This is a genomic window from Pseudomonas sp. DP-17 (assembly GCF_022380625.1).
GTDB lineage: Bacteria > Pseudomonadota > Gammaproteobacteria > Pseudomonadales > Pseudomonadaceae > Pseudomonas > Pseudomonas nitroreducens_A.
The window spans coordinates 282140-299189 of the sequence record NZ_JAKSXG010000012.1 but is presented as its reverse complement, the minus strand read 5'-3'; the positions used below and the strand labels follow the sequence as shown (position 1 = coordinate 299189).

At 66.0% G+C, this 17050-nt stretch carries 9 protein-coding genes; 2 read left to right on the top strand and 7 right to left on the bottom strand.

Annotation, left to right across the window (positions count from 1 at the left end; translation table 11 throughout):
- Positions 1 to 13: 13 nt before the first annotated feature.
- From MJ122_RS19925 to MJ122_RS19915, 3 genes are all read right to left on the bottom strand, one after another.
- A complete protein-coding gene (locus MJ122_RS19925; RefSeq protein ID WP_017520471.1) occupies positions 14 to 1756 on the bottom strand; it encodes a potassium/proton antiporter in 1743 nt (580 codons plus the stop codon).
- 100 nt (positions 1757 to 1856) lie between these two features.
- On the bottom strand, positions 1857 to 2507 hold the full coding sequence (locus MJ122_RS19920) for a hypothetical protein (protein WP_239745800.1): 651 nt from the start codon (positions 2505 to 2507) through the stop codon (positions 1857 to 1859).
- 198 nt (positions 2508 to 2705) lie between these two features.
- Positions 2706 to 4523 (bottom strand): acyl-CoA dehydrogenase, encoded by a 1818-nt coding sequence (locus MJ122_RS19915; RefSeq protein ID WP_239745799.1) that lies wholly within the window; start codon positions 4521 to 4523, stop codon positions 2706 to 2708.
- A 178-nt stretch (positions 4524 to 4701) separates the two neighbouring features.
- Here MJ122_RS19915 and MJ122_RS19910 point away from each other — a divergent pair, with 178 nt between their 5' ends.
- Positions 4702 to 5538 (top strand): 23S rRNA (adenine(2030)-N(6))-methyltransferase RlmJ, encoded by an 837-nt coding sequence (locus MJ122_RS19910; RefSeq protein WP_239745798.1) that lies wholly within the window; start codon positions 4702 to 4704, stop codon positions 5536 to 5538.
- A gap of 50 nt (positions 5539 to 5588) precedes the next feature.
- On the opposite strand, the gene msrA is transcribed toward MJ122_RS19910, so the two are convergent.
- From msrA to aceE, 4 genes are all read right to left on the bottom strand, one after another.
- Positions 5589 to 6236: a peptide-methionine (S)-S-oxide reductase MsrA gene (gene msrA, locus MJ122_RS19905; protein ID WP_017520467.1), complete on the bottom strand. Its 648-nt coding sequence runs from the start codon at positions 6234 to 6236 to the stop codon at positions 5589 to 5591.
- Positions 6237 to 6368: 132 nt separating this feature from the next.
- Positions 6369 to 9068 (bottom strand): EAL domain-containing protein, encoded by a 2700-nt coding sequence (locus MJ122_RS19900; RefSeq protein ID WP_239745797.1) that lies wholly within the window; start codon positions 9066 to 9068, stop codon positions 6369 to 6371.
- Between the two features lie 265 nt (positions 9069 to 9333).
- Complete coding sequence (gene aceF, locus MJ122_RS19895) at positions 9334 to 10989, bottom strand: dihydrolipoyllysine-residue acetyltransferase (RefSeq protein WP_239745796.1); 1656 nt, start codon at positions 10987 to 10989, stop codon at positions 9334 to 9336.
- An 11-nt stretch (positions 10990 to 11000) separates the two neighbouring features.
- Entirely contained in the window at positions 11001 to 13649 is a 2649-nt protein-coding gene (gene aceE, locus MJ122_RS19890) for a pyruvate dehydrogenase (acetyl-transferring), homodimeric type (protein WP_088416120.1), read from the bottom strand.
- Between the two features lie 244 nt (positions 13650 to 13893).
- Here aceE and glnE point away from each other — a divergent pair, with 244 nt between their 5' ends.
- On the top strand, positions 13894 to 16839 hold the full coding sequence (gene glnE, locus MJ122_RS19885) for a bifunctional [glutamate--ammonia ligase]-adenylyl-L-tyrosine phosphorylase/[glutamate--ammonia-ligase] adenylyltransferase (RefSeq protein ID WP_239745795.1): 2946 nt from the start codon (positions 13894 to 13896) through the stop codon (positions 16837 to 16839).
- The last annotated feature ends 211 nt before the right edge of the window (positions 16840 to 17050 follow it).

The window sequence follows — 17050 nt, the reverse complement described above, 5'->3', positions numbered from 1 at the left end:
TGCTGGTGGGCGGTCAGAGGAACAGGCCAGGGCCGGGACGGCCTTCCGGGAATTTGACCCCGACCTTGCGGATCTTGTTCCCGTCCAGGGCGGCCACGGTCCAGGTCAGGCCGTTCCATTCCACCTGGTCGCCGATGATCGCCTGCCCGCCGATTTCGTGGGCGATGAAGCGGCCCAGGTTCTGCTCGCCGTCCACGCCTTCGAGTTTCAGGCCATAGAGCGAGGCCACGGCGGAGAGCTGGGCGTCGCCCTCGAGGACGAAGTCGCCGAAGAAGCGCGCGCTCAGGCCGCGGTCCGGCGCCTGGCTGAACAGCTTGCCCAGCGCGGAGAGGTCATGCTCGTGACCGATCACGCAGAGGATGTCGTCGGCCTCGAGAATGGTACTGCCGGACGGGTGCAGCAGTTGGGTGCCGCGGAACAGCGCGGCGATACGGGTGCCCTCGGGCATCTTCAGCTCACGCAAGGCGGCGCCGATGCACCACTTTTCCTTGCTCAGGTGGTAGACGAACAGTTCCCATTCGCTGGTCGGGTGGACTTCCAGGCCGGCGCGGGAGATCGGCGCCGGGTCCGGCGGCACCACCACGCGCAGCAGTTTGGCGGCCCAGGGCAGGCTGGTGCCCTGTACCAGCAGCGAGACCAGCACGATGAAGAAGGCCACGTTGAAGAACAGCTGGGCATTGGGCAGCCCGGCCATCAGCGGGAATACCGCGAGGATGATCGGCACCGCGCCGCGCAGGCCGACCCAGGCGATGAAGGCCTTCTCGCGGCCATGGAAGGCGCGGAACGGGAACAGGCCGACCAGCACCGACAGCGGGCGGGCGAAGAGGATCATCCACAGTGCAAGGCCAAGGGCAGGCAGGGCGATGGGCCAGAGGTCGTGGGGCGTGACCAGCAGGCCCAGCACCAGGAACATGCCGATCTGCGCCAGCCAGGCCATGCCGTCGAGCATGTGCATGATGCCGTGGCGCGAGCGGATCGGCTGGTTGCCCAGCACCAGGCCGCACAGGTAGATGGCGAGGATGCCGCTGCCGTGCACGGCGTTGGCCAGGGCGAAGATCAGCAGGCCGCCGCTGATCGCCAGCAGCGGATAGAGGCCGTTGGCGAGGTGAATGCGGTTGATCACCTGCAGCAGCAGCCAGCCACCGCCCAGGCCGAGCACCGAACCGATGCCGAACTCGCGCAGGAAATGCCAGAGGAAGCTCCAGCTCACGCCGCTCTCGCCGTGGGCGAGCATGTCGATCAGGGTGACGGTGAGGAACACCGCCATGGGGTCGTTGCTGCCCGATTCGATTTCCAGGGTGGCGGTGACCCGTTCGTTCAGGCCCTTGCCGCCCAGCAGCGAGAACACCGCCGCGGCGTCGGTGGAGCCGACGATGGCGCCGATCAACAGCCCCTCCATCCAGCTCAGCTTGAACAGCCAGGCAGCGGCGATGCCGGTCAGCCCGGCGGTGATCAGTACCCCGGCGGTGGCCAGCGACAGCGCCGGCCAGAGCGCCACGCGGAAGCTCGACACGCGGGTGCGCAAACCGCCGTCCAGCAGGATCACCGCCAGCGCCAGGTTGCCCACCAGGTACGCCATGGGGTAGTTCGAGAAGCCGATGCCGCCGGGGCCGTCGGTGCCCGCGACCATGCCCACGGCGAGGAAGATGACCAGGATCGGGATGCCCAGGCGCGAGGACAGCGAGCTGACCAGGATGCTCATGCCGATCAGCACCGCAGCGATCAGGAAATAGCTGTTGATGGCCACGGCATCCAAGGTGTCGACCTCCTGGGGAATGGGGGAGTGGCGACGCTACTCGAGGATCAGGATGCAGGCCGCATGCCAATCGATTCTAACCTGCGGATTTACAAGGCTGTCAAAGGTTTGTTGCGGGCGTTTCGCCGGCGCTTTGCGGCCAGGCGCCGCTGGAAGACCAGCTGGGGGCCAGGGCCAGCGAAGCCAGTTCGCCGGGTGCCCACGGGACGGCCTCGTCCAGGGGGAGCCGGACGGCATCGAGGCAGGCCTGGCGGTCGCGCTGCAAGGTGGTGCGGGCCCTGCTCACTTCGCCGGCGATGTTCGCCTCGCCGCTGATGGCGCGGACCTGTGTGTGCCACAGATGGCGGGCCGAGCTGCCGGCGACGCCGCAACTGCCCAGCGGGTCGTAGTAGGACGAGCCGAACTGGGCGTAGCCGGCGTTGACCAGGGCATTGAAGTAGCGGCTCTGCGCTGCGATCGACTTGCCATCACCGCCGCGCAGGACTTCAAGTCCGTTGGACATGGCCTTGTCGATGCTCTGCAGATAGTCGTCGGCGTGCTGCCAGGCTTCTGCGCCGGGGTCGGTGAAGATGGGCGCAGAACTCAGCGAGGACGTCGGAGTGCTTTGCGCGTTGCTGTTGGGCAGGGCATCGGCTGGACCGGTATTGAACAGTGCGAGCACGCAGCCCAGCGCCGCGGTGACGGCGAGCAGCGGGAAAAGATGCAGACAACGGCGTGAAGCAAAGCTGAGGAAGAAGGGGTGAATGGCCATGGTCATGAAGACGAAAAAGTTGCGCGGGCGCCATTCAACGGCAATTGCCCCGGCTTTGCTGTCAGCCTGGTCAGCTGTTGTTGTCTGAAACTTCCTTCAATTCATTCGGCGTTCTGCTGCATCCCTGTCGGAGCTGAAATTTTCCACAGGCATAAAAAAGCCCCGGACGTGACCGGGGCGCAAGAAACATGCGGGGACCTAGAACCAGGCGTCCTGCATGGTGGAACAGGTGTCGTCGCGGGCTTCGAGCAGCGTCAGGTCGTGGTGGCAGGCCGGCACTTCCCAGGTCAGGAAGTAGCGCGCGGCCTGCAATTTGCCGTGGTAGAAGTCGCTGTCGGCGGCGTTGCCGCTGCCCTTCTGGATCAGGGCGAGGCCTTCCTCGGCGCGAATCGCCTGCTCCAGCCAGCGCCAGCCGATCACGGCGTGGCCGAAGACCTTCAGGTACAGCGCGGAGTTGGCCAGGCCCTGGGCGACACGGCCCTGCATCAGGTCGCCGAGCAGGCTCAGGGTGGTGGCCGACAGGCGCGCCATCAGTTGCTCGACCGGTTCGCGCAGTTTGTCCAGCGACGGGTGCGCGCCGGCGCGTTCGCAGCACAGGCTGATCAGGCGGGTCAGTTGCTTGAGGCCGGCGCCGTTGTTCTGCGCCAGTTTGCGGCCCAGCAGGTCCAGCGACTGGATACCGTGGGTGCCTTCGTGGATCGGATTCAGGCGGTTGTCGCGGTAGTACTGCTCCACCGGATACTCGCGGGTATAACCGTGGCCACCGAGGATCTGGATCGCCAGTTCGTTGGCCTTCAGGCAGAACTCCGAGGGCCAGGATTTGACGATCGGGGTGAGCAGGTCGAGCAGTTCGTGGGCCTGCTTGCGCTCGTCCTCGGTGGCCAGCGTTTCGCAATCATCCACCAGGCGCGCGGCGTACAGGCCGAGGTCGAAGGCGCCTTCGACATAGGCCTTCTGGGTCAGCAGCATGCGCTTGACGTCGGTGTGCTGGACGATGGCCACCGGCGCGGAGTTCGGGTCCTTGGCGTCCACCGGGCGGCCCTGCGGGCGCTCGCGGGCGTATTCCAGGGAGTACAGGTAGCCGGCGTAGCCGAGCATGATCGCGCCCATTCCGACGCCGATGCGCGCCTCGTTCATCATCTGGAACATGTAGGCCAGGCCGTGGTGCGGCTTGCCCACCAGGTAGCCGACGCAATCGCCCTTGTCACCAAAGTTCAGCGCGGTGGACGTGGTGCCGCGCCAGCCCATCTTGTGGAACAGGCCGGCCAGGGTCACGTCGTTACGCTCGCCGAGGGAGCCGTCGGCGTTGACCAGGAACTTCGGCACGATGAACAGGCTGATGCCCTTCACGCCCGGCGGGGCGTCCGGCAGCTTGGCCAGCACCATGTGGACGATGTTGTCCGACAATGGGTGGTCGCCGCCAGAGATGAAGATCTTGTTGCCGCGGATACGATAGCTGCCGTCGGCGGCCGGTTCCGCGCGGGTGCGGATGTCGGCCAGGGACGAGCCGGCGTGGGGCTCGGTCAGGGCCATGGTGCCGAACCAGCGGCCCTCGATCATCGGCTGCAGGAACAGGCGCTTCTGTTCTTCGTTGCCGAAGGTTTCGATCAGGTGGCTGGCGCCCATGCTCAGCATCGGGTAGGACGAAGTGGCGATGTTGGCCGACTGGAAGTGCGCGAAGCAGGCGCGCGACAGCAGGTGCGGCAGCTGCATGCCGCCCTGTTCGAAGCTGCGCGAGGCGTTCTGGAAACCGGCCTCGTTGAAGGCGTCCACCGCCGGCTTCACTTCCGGGATGAGCACCGCGCCGCCATCGACGTACTGCGGTTCGTTCTCGTCGTTCTTGCGGTTGTGCGGGGCGAACAGCTCCTCGGCGATGCCCCGGGCGGTGGCCAGCGCGGCGTCGAAGGTCTCGCGGTTGTGGTCGGCGAAGCGTTCGCGCCGGGTCAGGGCCTGCGCGTCGAGCACTTCGTAGAGTTCGAAAGCGAGGTTGCGGGAGCTGAGCAGGGTCTCGGACATGGATCGACCTCCGTGGGAATCGGCGCAGTCTAGTCTGGTGAATGAAGCGCGCACAGAATCATCCATGAGCGTGATAAAGGGCTAAAACGCCCGGCCTCCCGGCAGGCCCCGGTCACGGCGGACTCGCACCGTACCCGCCGCAGGACCTAAACTGCGCGCCTTGAGGAGTCCGCTATCCATGAACTACCGCCATGCCTACCACGCCGGCAACCATGCCGACGTGCTGAAACACATCGTCCTCGCCCGCATCTTCGCGCTGATGGCGCGCAAGGACACGCCCTTCGCCTACCTCGACAGCCATTCCGGCATCGGCCTGTACGACCTGCTGGGCGACGAAGCCAGCCGCACCGGCGAGTGGGAGTCGGGCATTGGCCGCCTGTATGGGCGCGATGACCTGCCGGAGCTGCTGCAGGACTACCTGGGCGTCGTCAGCGCGCTGAATCCCGATGGCGGCCTGGAGTTCTACCCTGGTTCGCCGGAGCTGGGGCGCCGCCTGACCCGCCCGCAGGACCGGGTGATGCTCAACGAGCTGCACCCGGAAGATGGTCGCCTGCTCAAGGCCAACATGGCCGGCGAGCGCCGCATCGCGGTGCACCAGGGCGACGGCTGGCTGCTGCCCCGTGCTTTCCTGCCCGTTCCCGAGAAGCGCGGCGTGCTGCTGATCGACCCGCCTTTCGAACAGCCCGACGACCTGGAGCGCTGCGTGACCGCGCTGGACGAAGCCATCGGCCGCATGCGCCAGACCGTGGTCGCGATCTGGTACCCGATCAAGGACCGCCGCCAGCTCAAGCGCTTCTACCAGCGTCTGGAGAAAAGCTCGGCGCCGAAGCTGCTGCGCGTGGAGCTGTGTGTGCACCCGGCCGATACGGCAGATCGCCTGAACGGATCCGGGCTGGTGATTGCCAACCCGCCATGGCCGCTGGACGAAGAGCTGCGCGGTCTGTTGCCCTGGTTAGCCGAGACCTTGGCGCAGAGCGAAGGCAGCAGCCAGGTGGACTGGCTGATCGCCGAATGAAGAAAGCCCCGGCAGTGCCGGGGCTTTTTCGTGGTGCGCTCGGCGAAGCTTCACGCCGGCAGGCAAACGCCCGTGCCGCCCAGGCCGCAGTAGCCGTTGGGGTTCTTCGCCAGGTACTGCTGGTGGTAAGCCTCGGCGTAGTAGAACGGCGGCACTTCGCGGATTTCCGTGGTGATCTCGCCGTAGCCCTTGGCGCTCAGTTCCTTCTGGAAGGCCGCGCGGCTTGCGTCGATGGCGGCTTTCTGTGCCTGGTCGAACCAGTAGATCACCGAGCGGTACTGGGTGCCGGTGTCGTTGCCCTGGCGCATGCCCTGGGTCGGGTCATGGGATTCCCAGAACACCTTGAGCAGCGCCTCGATGCTGGTTTCGCGCGGATCGTACGCCACCAGCACCACTTCGCTGTGGCCGGTCAGGCCGGAGCAGACTTCGTCGTAGGTCGGGTTCGGCGTGAAGCCGCCCGCGTAGCCCACCGCGGTGACCCACACGCCAGGCTGTTGCCAGAAGCGCCGCTCGGCGCCCCAGAAGCAGCCCAGGCCGACAACGATCTGCTGCACGCCAGCGGGGAAGGGCGCGGTCAGGGGGCGGCCATTGACGTAATGCGCTTCGGGCACCGGCATGGGGCTCTCGCGTCCCGGCAGGGCCTGGGCGGAGCTGGGCAGTTCCAGCTTGTGGGCAAGTATTTGCGAGCGCAGGGTCATGGCATTCGTCTCCTCGGAATGGGGGCGGCAATAGACTCGGGTACTCGCCGAAGATTACAGCGTTTGATTCGCTTTGCGGGATGTTTGAGCGGGGTTGCGGGCATGGCTGCGGGCACGCCGCGCCAGAGCGGCTCAGTGCGGACGGCAGGGGTAGCGCTGCAGGCTGGAGGAGAGATCGTGGCTGGGGATGGGCTTGTCGAACAGGTAGCCCTGGCCGATGTCGCAGCGGTTGCGCCGCAGGAACGCCAGCTGGGCGGCGGTCTCGACGCCTTCGGCGACCACCTGCAGCTTGAGGTTGTGGGCCATGGCGATCACCGCCGAGGTGATTTCCATGTCGTCCTGGTTGTCCGGGATGTCCTTGATGAAACTGCGATCGATCTTGATCACGTCGATGGGGAACTTCTTCAGGTAGCTCAGCGACGAATAGCCGGTGCCGAAGTCGTCCATGGCCAGGGTCAGGCCGAGGCTCTTCAGGCGCTCCAGCTGCTGGCGGGTGTCGTCGGTGGCGTCCAGCAGCAGGCTTTCGGTGAGTTCAAGCTCCAGCTGCGAGGCCGGGATGCTTTCCTCATGGAGGATCGCGGCGATGGAGCCGACGAGATCGGGGTCGCTGAACTGCTTGGGTGACAGGTTGATTGCCATGTGCAGCTCGCCAAGGCCCTTGGCGGCGAGCTCGCGCACCTGGCGGCAGGCCTGGCGGATCACCCATTTGCCGATGGGGATGATCAGCCCGGTTTCCTCGGCGACGCTGATGAACTGGTCCGGCCGGATCATGCCCTTTTCCGGGTGCTGCCAGCGCAGCAACGCTTCCAGGCCGAGCAGTGCGCCGCTGCGCAGGCACAGCTTGGGCTGGTAATGCACCGCCAGCTCGTCCTGCACCAGCGCGCGGCGCAGGTTGCTCTCTACGAACAGCTTGTAGCTGGCCTCGGCGGTCATCGCCTCGGTGAAGGTCTGTACCTGGTGCTTGCCGTTGGCCTTGGCCTTGTGCAGCGCGAGACCGGCGTGTTTCATCAGGGTCTGCGGGTCCTGGCCGTGCTGTGGCGCGTAGGCGATGCCGACCGAGCCGGTGATGCTGATCAGCTGGTTGTCGACGAACAGCGGTTTGTCGAGCACATCGAGAATCTGCGCGGCGATCTTCTCGCCACGCCCAGCCACGGACTCCTCCAGCAGCACGGCGAATTCGTTGCTGGCGAAGCGCGCCAGGGTGGCGCTGTCGCTCAGGCTGCTACGCAGGCGGCGGGCAAGGTTGGCCAGCAGCTTGTCGCCGGTCTGGTGGCCGAGGCTGTCGTTGATCCGCTTGAAGTTGTCGATGTCCACCAGCAGCAGGCTCAGCGAGTGTTCGCTGCCTACCTGCAGGCGCTCTTCCAGGGCGTTGATGAAGAAGTGCCGGTTGGCCAGGCCCGTGAGGTTGTCGCGGTAGGCGAGCTTCTCGATGTGCTGCTGGGCCAGCTTGCTCTGGGTGATGTCTTCGTAGATGCCGATGTAGTGGGTCAGCTCGCCCTTGTCGTCGTAGACCTTGGACAGCGAAAGCTGGCCCCAGTAGGGCTCGAGGTTCTTGCGCCGGCTGCGGAACTCGCCCTGCCAGCTGTTCTGCGTGACCAGGGTGGAGCGCGCGTCGAACAGCAGCTCGCTGAGATTGGCCAGTGCCGGCAGCTCCGGCAGGCGGCGGCCGCGCACTTCGTCGGCGCCGTACTGGGTGATCGCGGTGAAGCTCGGGTTGACGTACTCCACCAAGCCGTCGCGGTCGATCAGCAGGAAGGCGCTGGCGCTCTGCTCGACAGCGCGCTGGAACAGGTGCAGGGCGCTGGAAACGTTGCGCCGCTCGTGGTTCATCAGGACCTGGGCATACTGGTCGGCCAGCTCGCCGGCAAAGGCGATCTCGTCGCTCTGCCACATGCGCACTTCGCCAACGTGCTCCAGGCAGAGCACGCCGACCACCTCGCCGCCCACGCGGATGGTGGCGTCGAGCATGGCGCTGATGCCCTGCGGGCGCAGGTAGCGCTTGGCCAGTTCCTGGGTGCGCGGGTCCTGCTGGGCGTTGTGGGCGTCGATGGCACGGCCGCTGTGGACCGCGTCGAGGTAGTTGGGAAAGTTGCTGGCGTCGATGTCCTGCGGCTTTTCGTACTGGTCGATGTCGCGGCGGTAGATGGTCACCGCCTCCAGCCGATGATCCGCGTGCAGGCGCCAGATGCCGGCGCGGGCCACGTCGTAGGCCTCGCAGGCGGCCTGGGCGATCAACTGGGCAGCTTCGAGCAGCGGGTCGCTGGACAGGTAGCGGTGCCGCGCCAGGCGGACGATCAGGTTTTGCTGGGTGCGCGAGCGCACCAGGTGCTGCAGGTGTTCGTCCTGGGAGCGCTGGTACATCTCCAGGGACATCTTCAGGCGGATGTTCTGTGCTTCCAGGTCCAGCAGGCGCGGGTCCAGCTCGCCGCTCTGCTCGTCGCCCTCGTCCTGCAGGATGTAGCCGTGGAGCAGCTGGCGACCGTGCTGCTGGAAGCTCTCGCCGACCTCCAGCACGTTCAGCGTGCCGCGCGGCGAGTGGAGCAGGTAGCGCACCCGGTAGCGGCCGTCCTTGAGCAACTGCTGCTGAACCTGTTCGTGCAGGCGATGGCGCGCTTCGGGCTCCATCAGGCTGGCATAGGGGGCGTCGAGGATGCCGCAGAGGTCCTGGGCCGGCACGCCGATCTGGCGTTCGCAGCCGGGGTCGAGGAACAGCAGGGTCCAGCTGGGTTCATTCAGGCGCTCGAAGCGCAACATCCCGAGCCTGGAGGGGACGGGAAGCTGCGTGACAACCTCGGCCGCCTGACGGCTGGCGGCATCGGGATGACTCTTCATTCGCGGTGGATTTCCAGGGTGCTGGACGAGGTACATGGCCCCGCCCGACTTCTATGGGCGTTGGCAAGATTTGCATGAGGCACGGGGCCATGACAAGCCAAGACTGTATCGGCCGTCACAGAGGGAAGTTGAGCCAGGGGCAGGAGCCGGGCGTGACCGCCGGTCCTGACAAAAAGAAGCCCCGCCATCCGGCAGGGCTGGAGAGAACGAGCGTGGCGTGCTCGTCGAGAGGAAAGGCCGGCGCAGGGCCGGCCTTCTACAACACTTACAGCAGCAGGGTGCGGATATCACCCAGCAGGTCCGACAGGCGCTTGGTGTAGCGCGCGGCGGCCGCCCCGTTGATCACGCGGTGATCGTAGGACAGCGACAGCGGCAGCATCAGGCGCGGCTGGAAGGCCTTGCCGTCCCACACCGGCTGCATGGTCGCCTTGCTGACACCCAGGATCGCCACTTCCGGCGCGTTGACGATCGGCGTGAAGCCGGTGCCGCCAATGTGGCCGAGGCTGGAGATGGTGAAGCAGGCGCCCTGCATGGCGTCGGCGGAGAGCTTCTTGGTGCGCGCTTTCTCGGCCAGTTCGGCGGCTTCGGCGGCGAGCTGCAGGAGGCTCTTCTGGTCGACGTTCTTGATCACCGGGACCAGCAGACCGTCCGGGGTGTCCACGGCGAAGCCGATGTGCACGTACTTCTTGCGGATCAGCGCCTTGCCGCTCGGGGCCAGGGAGCTGTTGAAGTCCGGCATTTCCTTGAGCAGGTGGGCGCAGGCTTTCAGCAGGATCGGCAGCACGGTCAGCTTGACGCCGGCCTTCTCCGCGACGGCTTTCTGAGCCACGCGGAAGGCTTCCATCTCGGTGATGTCGGCCGAGTCGAACTGGGTCACGTGCGGCACGTTCAGCCAGCTGCGGTGCAGGTTGGCGGCGCCGACCTGCATCAGGCGGGTCATTGCCACTTCTTCCACTTCGCCGAACTTGCTGAAGTCGACTTCCGGAATCGGCGGGATGCCTGCGCCACCGGTAGCGCCCGCAGCCGAGCCGGACTTGGCACGTTGCAGCTGTTCCTTGACGAACGCCTGCACGTCTTCCTTGAGGATGCGACCTTTCGGGCCGGTGCCTTTCACTTCGGCCAGTTCGACGCCGAACTCGCGGGCAACCATGCGCACGGCGGGGCCTGCGTGAACCTTGGTACCGTCACGGCTGGGCGCACCCACCGGAGCGGCCTCGGGGGCGGCTGCAGAAACTTTGCCCGGCGCTGCGGCGGCCGGCGCGGGGGCGGCGGCAGGAGCAGCGGCCGGAGCCGGAGCAGCAGCCGGAGCTTGCGCAGCGGCCGGGGCAGCAGCGCCCGCGACCTTGAGCTTGAGGATCAGGTCGCCGGTGCCGACTTCGTCACCGACCTTGATCGACACGCTCTCCACCACGCCGGAAGCCGGCGAGGGGATTTCCATGCTGGCCTTGTCCGATTCCAGGGTGATCAGCGACTGGTCGGCTTCGACCGTGTCGCCGGCTTTCACCATGACTTCGATGACGTTGGCCTTGCCGGCGGAGCCGATGTCCGGGACATGGATGTCCTGGACGCTGGCGCCAGCGGCAGGCGCGGCAGCCGGCGCCGGGGCAGCGGCCGGAGCCTCTGCCTTCGGTGCCTCGACGGCCGGAGCCGGTGCTTCGGCCTTGGGCGCTTCGGCGGCAGCCGAACCACCCTCGACTTCCAGCTCGAGGATCTCGTCGCCTTCCTTCAGGGTGTCGCCCACCTTGACCTTCAGGCTCTTCACCACGCCGGCTTTCGGCGAGGGGATTTCCATGCTGGCCTTGTCGGATTCCAGGGTCAGCAGGCTCTGGTCGGCCTCGACGGTGTCGCCGACCTTGACCAGCAGTTCGATGACTTCACCCTGGCCATTGCCGATGTCGGGTACACGAATCAGTTCGCTCATCGTGCCTCTCCTCAGCAGTCCAGCGGGTTGCGTTTTTCGGGGTTGATGCCGAACTTGGCGATGGCTTCCGCCACGACCTTGGGTTCGATATCACCACGATCGGCCAGGGCTTCCAGCGCAGCCAGCACGACCCAGTGGCGGTCGACTTCGAAGAAGTCGCGCAGCTTGCGGCGGCTGTCGCTGCGGCCGAAGCCGTCGGTGCCCAGGACCTTGTATTCCTTGCTCGGAACCCACTGACGGATCTGCTCGGCATAGAGCTTCATGTAGTCGGTGGAGGCGATGACCGGGCCCTTGCGGCCGGACAGGCACTCTTCGACATAGCTCTGCTTGGGCTTCTGCCCCGGGTGCAGGCGGTTCCAGCGCTCCACGGCCAGGCCGTCGCGGCGCAGTTCGTTGAAGCTCGGAACGGACCAGACGTCGGCGCCGATGCCGAAGTCTTCGCGCAGGATCTTCGCGGCGGCTTCGACTTCGCGCAGGATGGTGCCCGAGCCCAGCAGCTGCACGTGGTGCGCGGCGTCCTTCTTGTCCTCCTCGAGGAGGTACATGCCCTTGATGATGCCTTCCTCGGCGCCCTTGGGCATGGCCGGCTGGACGTAGTTCTCGTTCATCACGGTGATGTAATAGAAGATGTCCTGCTGCTCTTCGATCATCTGGCGCGAGCCTTCGCGGATGATCACCGCCAGCTCGTAGGCATAGGTCGGATCGTAGGTGCGGCAGTTCGGGATGGTCGCCGCCAGCAGGTGGCTGTGACCGTCTTCGTGCTGCAGGCCTTCACCGTTCAGGGTGGTACGGCCGGCGGTGCCGCCGATCAGGAAGCCGTGCGCGCGGCTGTCGCCAGCGGCCCAGGCCAGGTCGCCGATGCGCTGGAAGCCGAACATCGAATAGAAGATGTAGAACGGCAGCATCGGCTGGTTGTGCGTGGAGTACGAGGTACCCGCGGCGATCCAGCTGGACATGGCGCCGGCTTCGTTGATGCCTTCCTCGAGGATCTGACCTTTCTTGTCCTCGCGGTAGAACATCACCTGGTCCTTATCCACCGGCTCGTACAGCTGGCCGACGGAGGAGTAGATGCCCAGCTGGCGGAACATGCCTTCCATACCGAAGGTGCGGGCTTCGTCCGGCACGATCGGGACGATGCGCGGGCCGAGTTCCTTGTCCTTGACCAGCTGCGAGATGATCCGCACGAAGGCCATGGTGGTGGAGATTTCGCGGTCGCCCGAGCCGTCGAGCATGGCCTTGAGGGTTTCCAGCGGGGGAACCGGGACCTGGAAGCTCTTCTCGCGGCGAACCGGCATCACGCCGCCCAGCGCGGCACGGCGGGAAGCCAGGTACTTGGCTTCGGCGCTGCCTTCTTCGGGGCGGTAGAACGGCAGGTTTTCCAGGTCGGCATCCTTGATCGGGATGTCGAACTTGTCGCGGAACGACTTCAGGGACTCGACGTCGACCTTCTTGACGTTGTGCGCGATATTCTTCGCTTCGCCCGAACCGGTACCGTAGCCCTTGATGGTCTTGGCCAGGATCACGGTTGGCTGGCCCTTGTGGTTGACCGCCTGGTGGTAGGCCGCATAGACCTTGTAGGGGTCGTGGCCGCCGCGGTTGAGTTTCCAGATCTCTTCGTCGGAGAGGTCCTTGACCATCTCCAGCAGCTCGGGACGCGCACCGAAGAAGTGCTCGCGCACGTAGGCGCCGTCCTTGGCCTTGTAGTTCTGGTACTCGCCGTCGATGACCTCGTCCATGCGCGCTTGCAGCAGGCCGGCAGTGTCCTTGGCGAACAGCGGGTCCCAGAAGCGACCCCAGACCACCTTGTTGACGTTCCACTCGGCGCCACGGAACACGCCCTCGAGTTCCTGGATGATCTTGCCGTTGCCGCGAACCGGGCCGTCGAGGCGCTGCAGGTTGCAGTTGATGACGAAGATCAGGTTGTCCAGCTTCTCGCGGCCGGCCAGGGAGATCGCGCCCAGGGATTCGGGCTCGTCGCACTCGCCGTCGCCCATGAAGCACCAGACCTTCTGCTTGCCGGCGGGGATGAAGCCGCGGCTTTCCAGGTACTTCATGAAGCGCGCCTGGTAGATCGCCTGGATCGGGCCCAGACCCATGGAGACGGTCGGGAACTGCCAGAAGTCCGGCATCAGCCAGGGGTGCGGGTAGGAAGACAGGCCGTTGCCGTCCACTTCCTGGCGGAAGTTGTTCAGCTGGTCTTCGCTGATGCGGCCTTCGAGGAAGGCGCGGGCGTAGACGCCGGGGGAGGCGTGGCCCTGGAAGAACACCAGGTCGCCGCCGTGTTCTTCGGTCGGGGCCTGGAAGAAGTAGTTGAAGCCAACGTCATACAGGGTCGCCGAGGAGGCGAAGGAGGAGATGTGGCCACCCAGATCCGGGTCGTTCTTGTTGGCCTTCATCACCATCGCCAGGGCGTTCCAGCGCACCAGGGAGCGGATGCGGCGTTCCATGAACAGGTCGCCGGGCATGCGCGCTTCGTGGGTCACCGGGATGCTGTTGCGGTAAGGCGTGGTGATGGCGTAGGGCAGTTGGGTGCCGGACCGGCTGGCCAGCTCGCCCATGCGGGTCATCAGGTAATGGGCGCGGTCTTCACCTTCACGGTCCAGGACCGATTCCAGGGCGTCCAGCCATTCCTGGGTTTCGACGGGATCGAGGTCTTGCATGGCTTGCTCCAGGGCGGAAAGGCTTCCAGAATCGGAAGCCAGTAGATCGTTGCCGATAGCTGCGCCAACCTCGTGGGCGACGCGGCGAATTCTTGGAAGTGCTCCGGGGGTACGCCCGGCGGGTTGTAGTTTTACTACAAATCGCCGGCGGATACATCCCTCTGCCAGAAAAAGTTAGTAGTAAAACTACAGGGGCGCGAAAAGACAGGAATGCCGGCGCCTCGCCGACCACTCAGGATAGACCATGAGCCTGCCGTCCCTGGCCGCTTTGCCGGCTACTCTCAAGCCTCTCGCCGAGCGCGCTGAGCAGAATTTCCGCACCGCCATCGCCGCGCTTTCTGCCGAGCAGATTGAAAGCTTCCAAGCCTGGTCCGACGAGCGGCATGCCGATTTCGCCCGCGTCACCGCCGGCAGTGATTTCGTCGCCGAACAGGTCCAGCGCGATCCTGCCTTTCTTTTGGCGCTGGCCGCGACCGGTGAACTGGAGCGTGCTCTGCAACCCGGCGAGATGGGCGTCCAGCTGGAAGCACTGCTCGCCGACTGCGCCGACGAAGACGAACTGGGCCGCCGCCTGCGTCGCTTCCGCCGACGCCAGCAGGTGCGCATCATCTGGCGCGACCTGACCCGCCGCAGCGACCTGGCCGGTACCTGCCGCGACCTGTCGGACCTTGCCGACGCCTGCATCGACCAATCCCTGGCCTGGCTCTACCAGCGCCATTGCCAGCAGTTCGGCGTGCCGATCGGCAACCGCTCGGGCCTGCCGCAGAAGCTGATCGTGCTGGGCATGGGCAAGCTGGGGGCGGGCGAGCTGAACCTGTCCTCCGACATCGACCTGATCTTCGGCTACCCCGAAGGCGGTGAGACCCAGGGCGCCAAGCGCGCGCTGGATAACCAGGAGTTCTTCACCCGCCTGGGGCAGAAGCTGATCAAGTCGCTGGACGCCATCACTGTCGAGGGCTTCGCCTTCCGCGTCGACATGCGCCTGCGCCCCTACGGCTCCAGCGGCCCGCTGGTGCACAGCTTTGCCGCGCTGGAGCAGTACTACCAGGACCAGGGGCGCGATTGGGAACGCTACGCGATGATCAAGGCCCGCGTGGTCGGCGGCGACCAGGAGGCCGGCCAGCGCCTGCTGGAGCTGCTGCGTCCGTTCGTTTACCGCCGCTACCTGGACTTCTCTGCCATCGAAGCGCTGCGCACCATGAAGCAGCTGATCCAGCAGGAAGTCCGGCGCAAGGGCATGAGCGAGAACATCAAGCTCGGCGCCGGCGGCATCCGTGAGGTCGAGTTCATCGCCCAGGCCTTCCAGCTGATCCATGGTGGCCGTGACCTCAGCCTGCAGCAGCGGCCACTGCTGCGCGTGCTGGCGATCCTGGAAGGGCAGGGCTACCTGCCGCCGCAGGTGGTCGCCGAGCTGCGCGAAGGCTACGAGTTCCTGCGCTACGCCGAGCACGCGCTGCAGGCCATCGCCGACCGGCAGACGCAGATGCTGCCGGAGGACGAGTTCGAGCGTATCCGCGTGGCCTTCATCATGGGCTTCGCCAACTGGTCGGCCTTCCACCAGGCCACCAACCAGTGGCGCGATCGTATCGACTGGCATTTCCGCCAGGTCATCGCCGACCCTGACGAGGACGAAGATGGCCAGGTGGATACCACCATCGGTGGCGAGTGGATCCCGCTGTGGGAGGAGGCGGTCGATGAGGAGTCCGCCTGCCGGCAGTTCGCCGACGCCGGGTTCGCCGAGCCGGCGCAGGCCTGGAAGCGCCTGACCGATCTGCGCCACGGAACGCAGGTGCGTGCCATGCAGCGGCTCGGGCGCGAACGGCTGGACGCCTTCATGCCGCGCCTGCTGAACATGATCGCCGAGCGCGGTCCGGCGGACGTGCTGCTGGAGCGCGTGCTGCCGCTGATCGAGGCGGTGGCGCGGCGTTCGGCCTATCTCGTGCTGCTCACCGAAAACCCCGGCGCTCTGGAGCGCCTGCTGACGCTCTGCGCGGCCAGCCCGATGGTGGCCGAGCAGATCGCCCGCTTCCCGATTCTGCTCGACGAGCTATTGAATGAAGGGCGGCTGTTCCGTCCGCCGCAGGCTACCGAACTGGGCGCCGAGCTGCGCGAGCGGCTGATGCGCATCCCCGTGGACGACCTCGAGCAGCAGATGGAAACCCTGCGCCACTTCAAGCTGGCCCACGCCCTGCGGGTGGTGGCGTCGGAAATCGCCGGCACCTTGCCGCTGATGAAGGTCAGCGACTACCTGACCTGGCTGGCCGAAGCGATCCTCGAGCAGGTGCTGAGCCTGACCTGGGACCAGCTGGTGCAGCGCCACGGTCGGCCGACCCGCGTCGACGGCACGCCCTGCGAACCGGACTTCATCATCATCGGCTACGGCAAGTCCGGCGGCCTGGAGCTGGGCCACGGCTCGGACCTTGACCTGGTGTTCATCCACGACGGCGACCCGCAGTGCGAAACCGATGGCGCCAAGCCCATCGACGGCGCGCAGTTCTACACGCGTCTGGGGCAGAAGATCATCCACTTCCTCACCGCGCAGACGCCCTCGGGCATGCTCTACGAAGTGGACATGCGCTTGCGTCCGAGCGGCGCTTCCGGCCTGCTGGTCAGCTCGCTGCGCGCCTTCGAGGCCTACCAGCTGGGTGAGGCCTGGACCTGGGAGCACCAGGCGCTGGTGCGCGCCCGCGTGCTCGCCGGCTGCAAGCGGGTTGCGGGGGCGTTCGAAGCGATCCGCGCCAAAGTCCTCGGTCAGCAGCGCGACCTGGCCGAGTTGCGCAAGGAAGTCAGCGAGATGCGCGCGAAGATGCGCGACAACCTCGGCACGTCGACCACGGCTGCCGGCACGGCGCCAAATGCCTTCGAGGCCGCGGCCCCGTTCGATCTCAAGCAGGATGCCGGTGGTATCGTCGATATCGAATTTATGGTGCAATACGCGGCCCTGGCCTGGTCGTGGAAACACCCGGAGCTGGTGGAGTTCACCGACAATATCCGCATTCTGGAAGCGCTGGAGCGGGTCGGGTTGATGTCCGGCGAGAATGTCCTGAATCTGCAGGACGCCTACAAGGCCTACCGGGCGGCGGCGCACCGATTGTCCCTGCAGAAGCAGCCGGGCGTGGTGAGCGGCGACCACTTCCATGCAGAAAGGCGCATGGTGATGCAGATGTGGAAGGCCTTGGAGCTGACCTGACTCGCTGCGATTTCCTCCCAGGGCTTTTGAACGATGGAGCCGCATCCGGCGGATGATGATCGCCGGAGCGGGTCGCGCTGTCGGTTGTTTGCGGGGCTAAAGAGATGTCAGGAATGGGGCGCGTGATGCCATTGCGCCAGGTCACAGGGAGTGACGAAATCCGCCCGGCCGCAAGGCTCGCTGGGCTAGACTGCCGGCATTCGATGCTCGG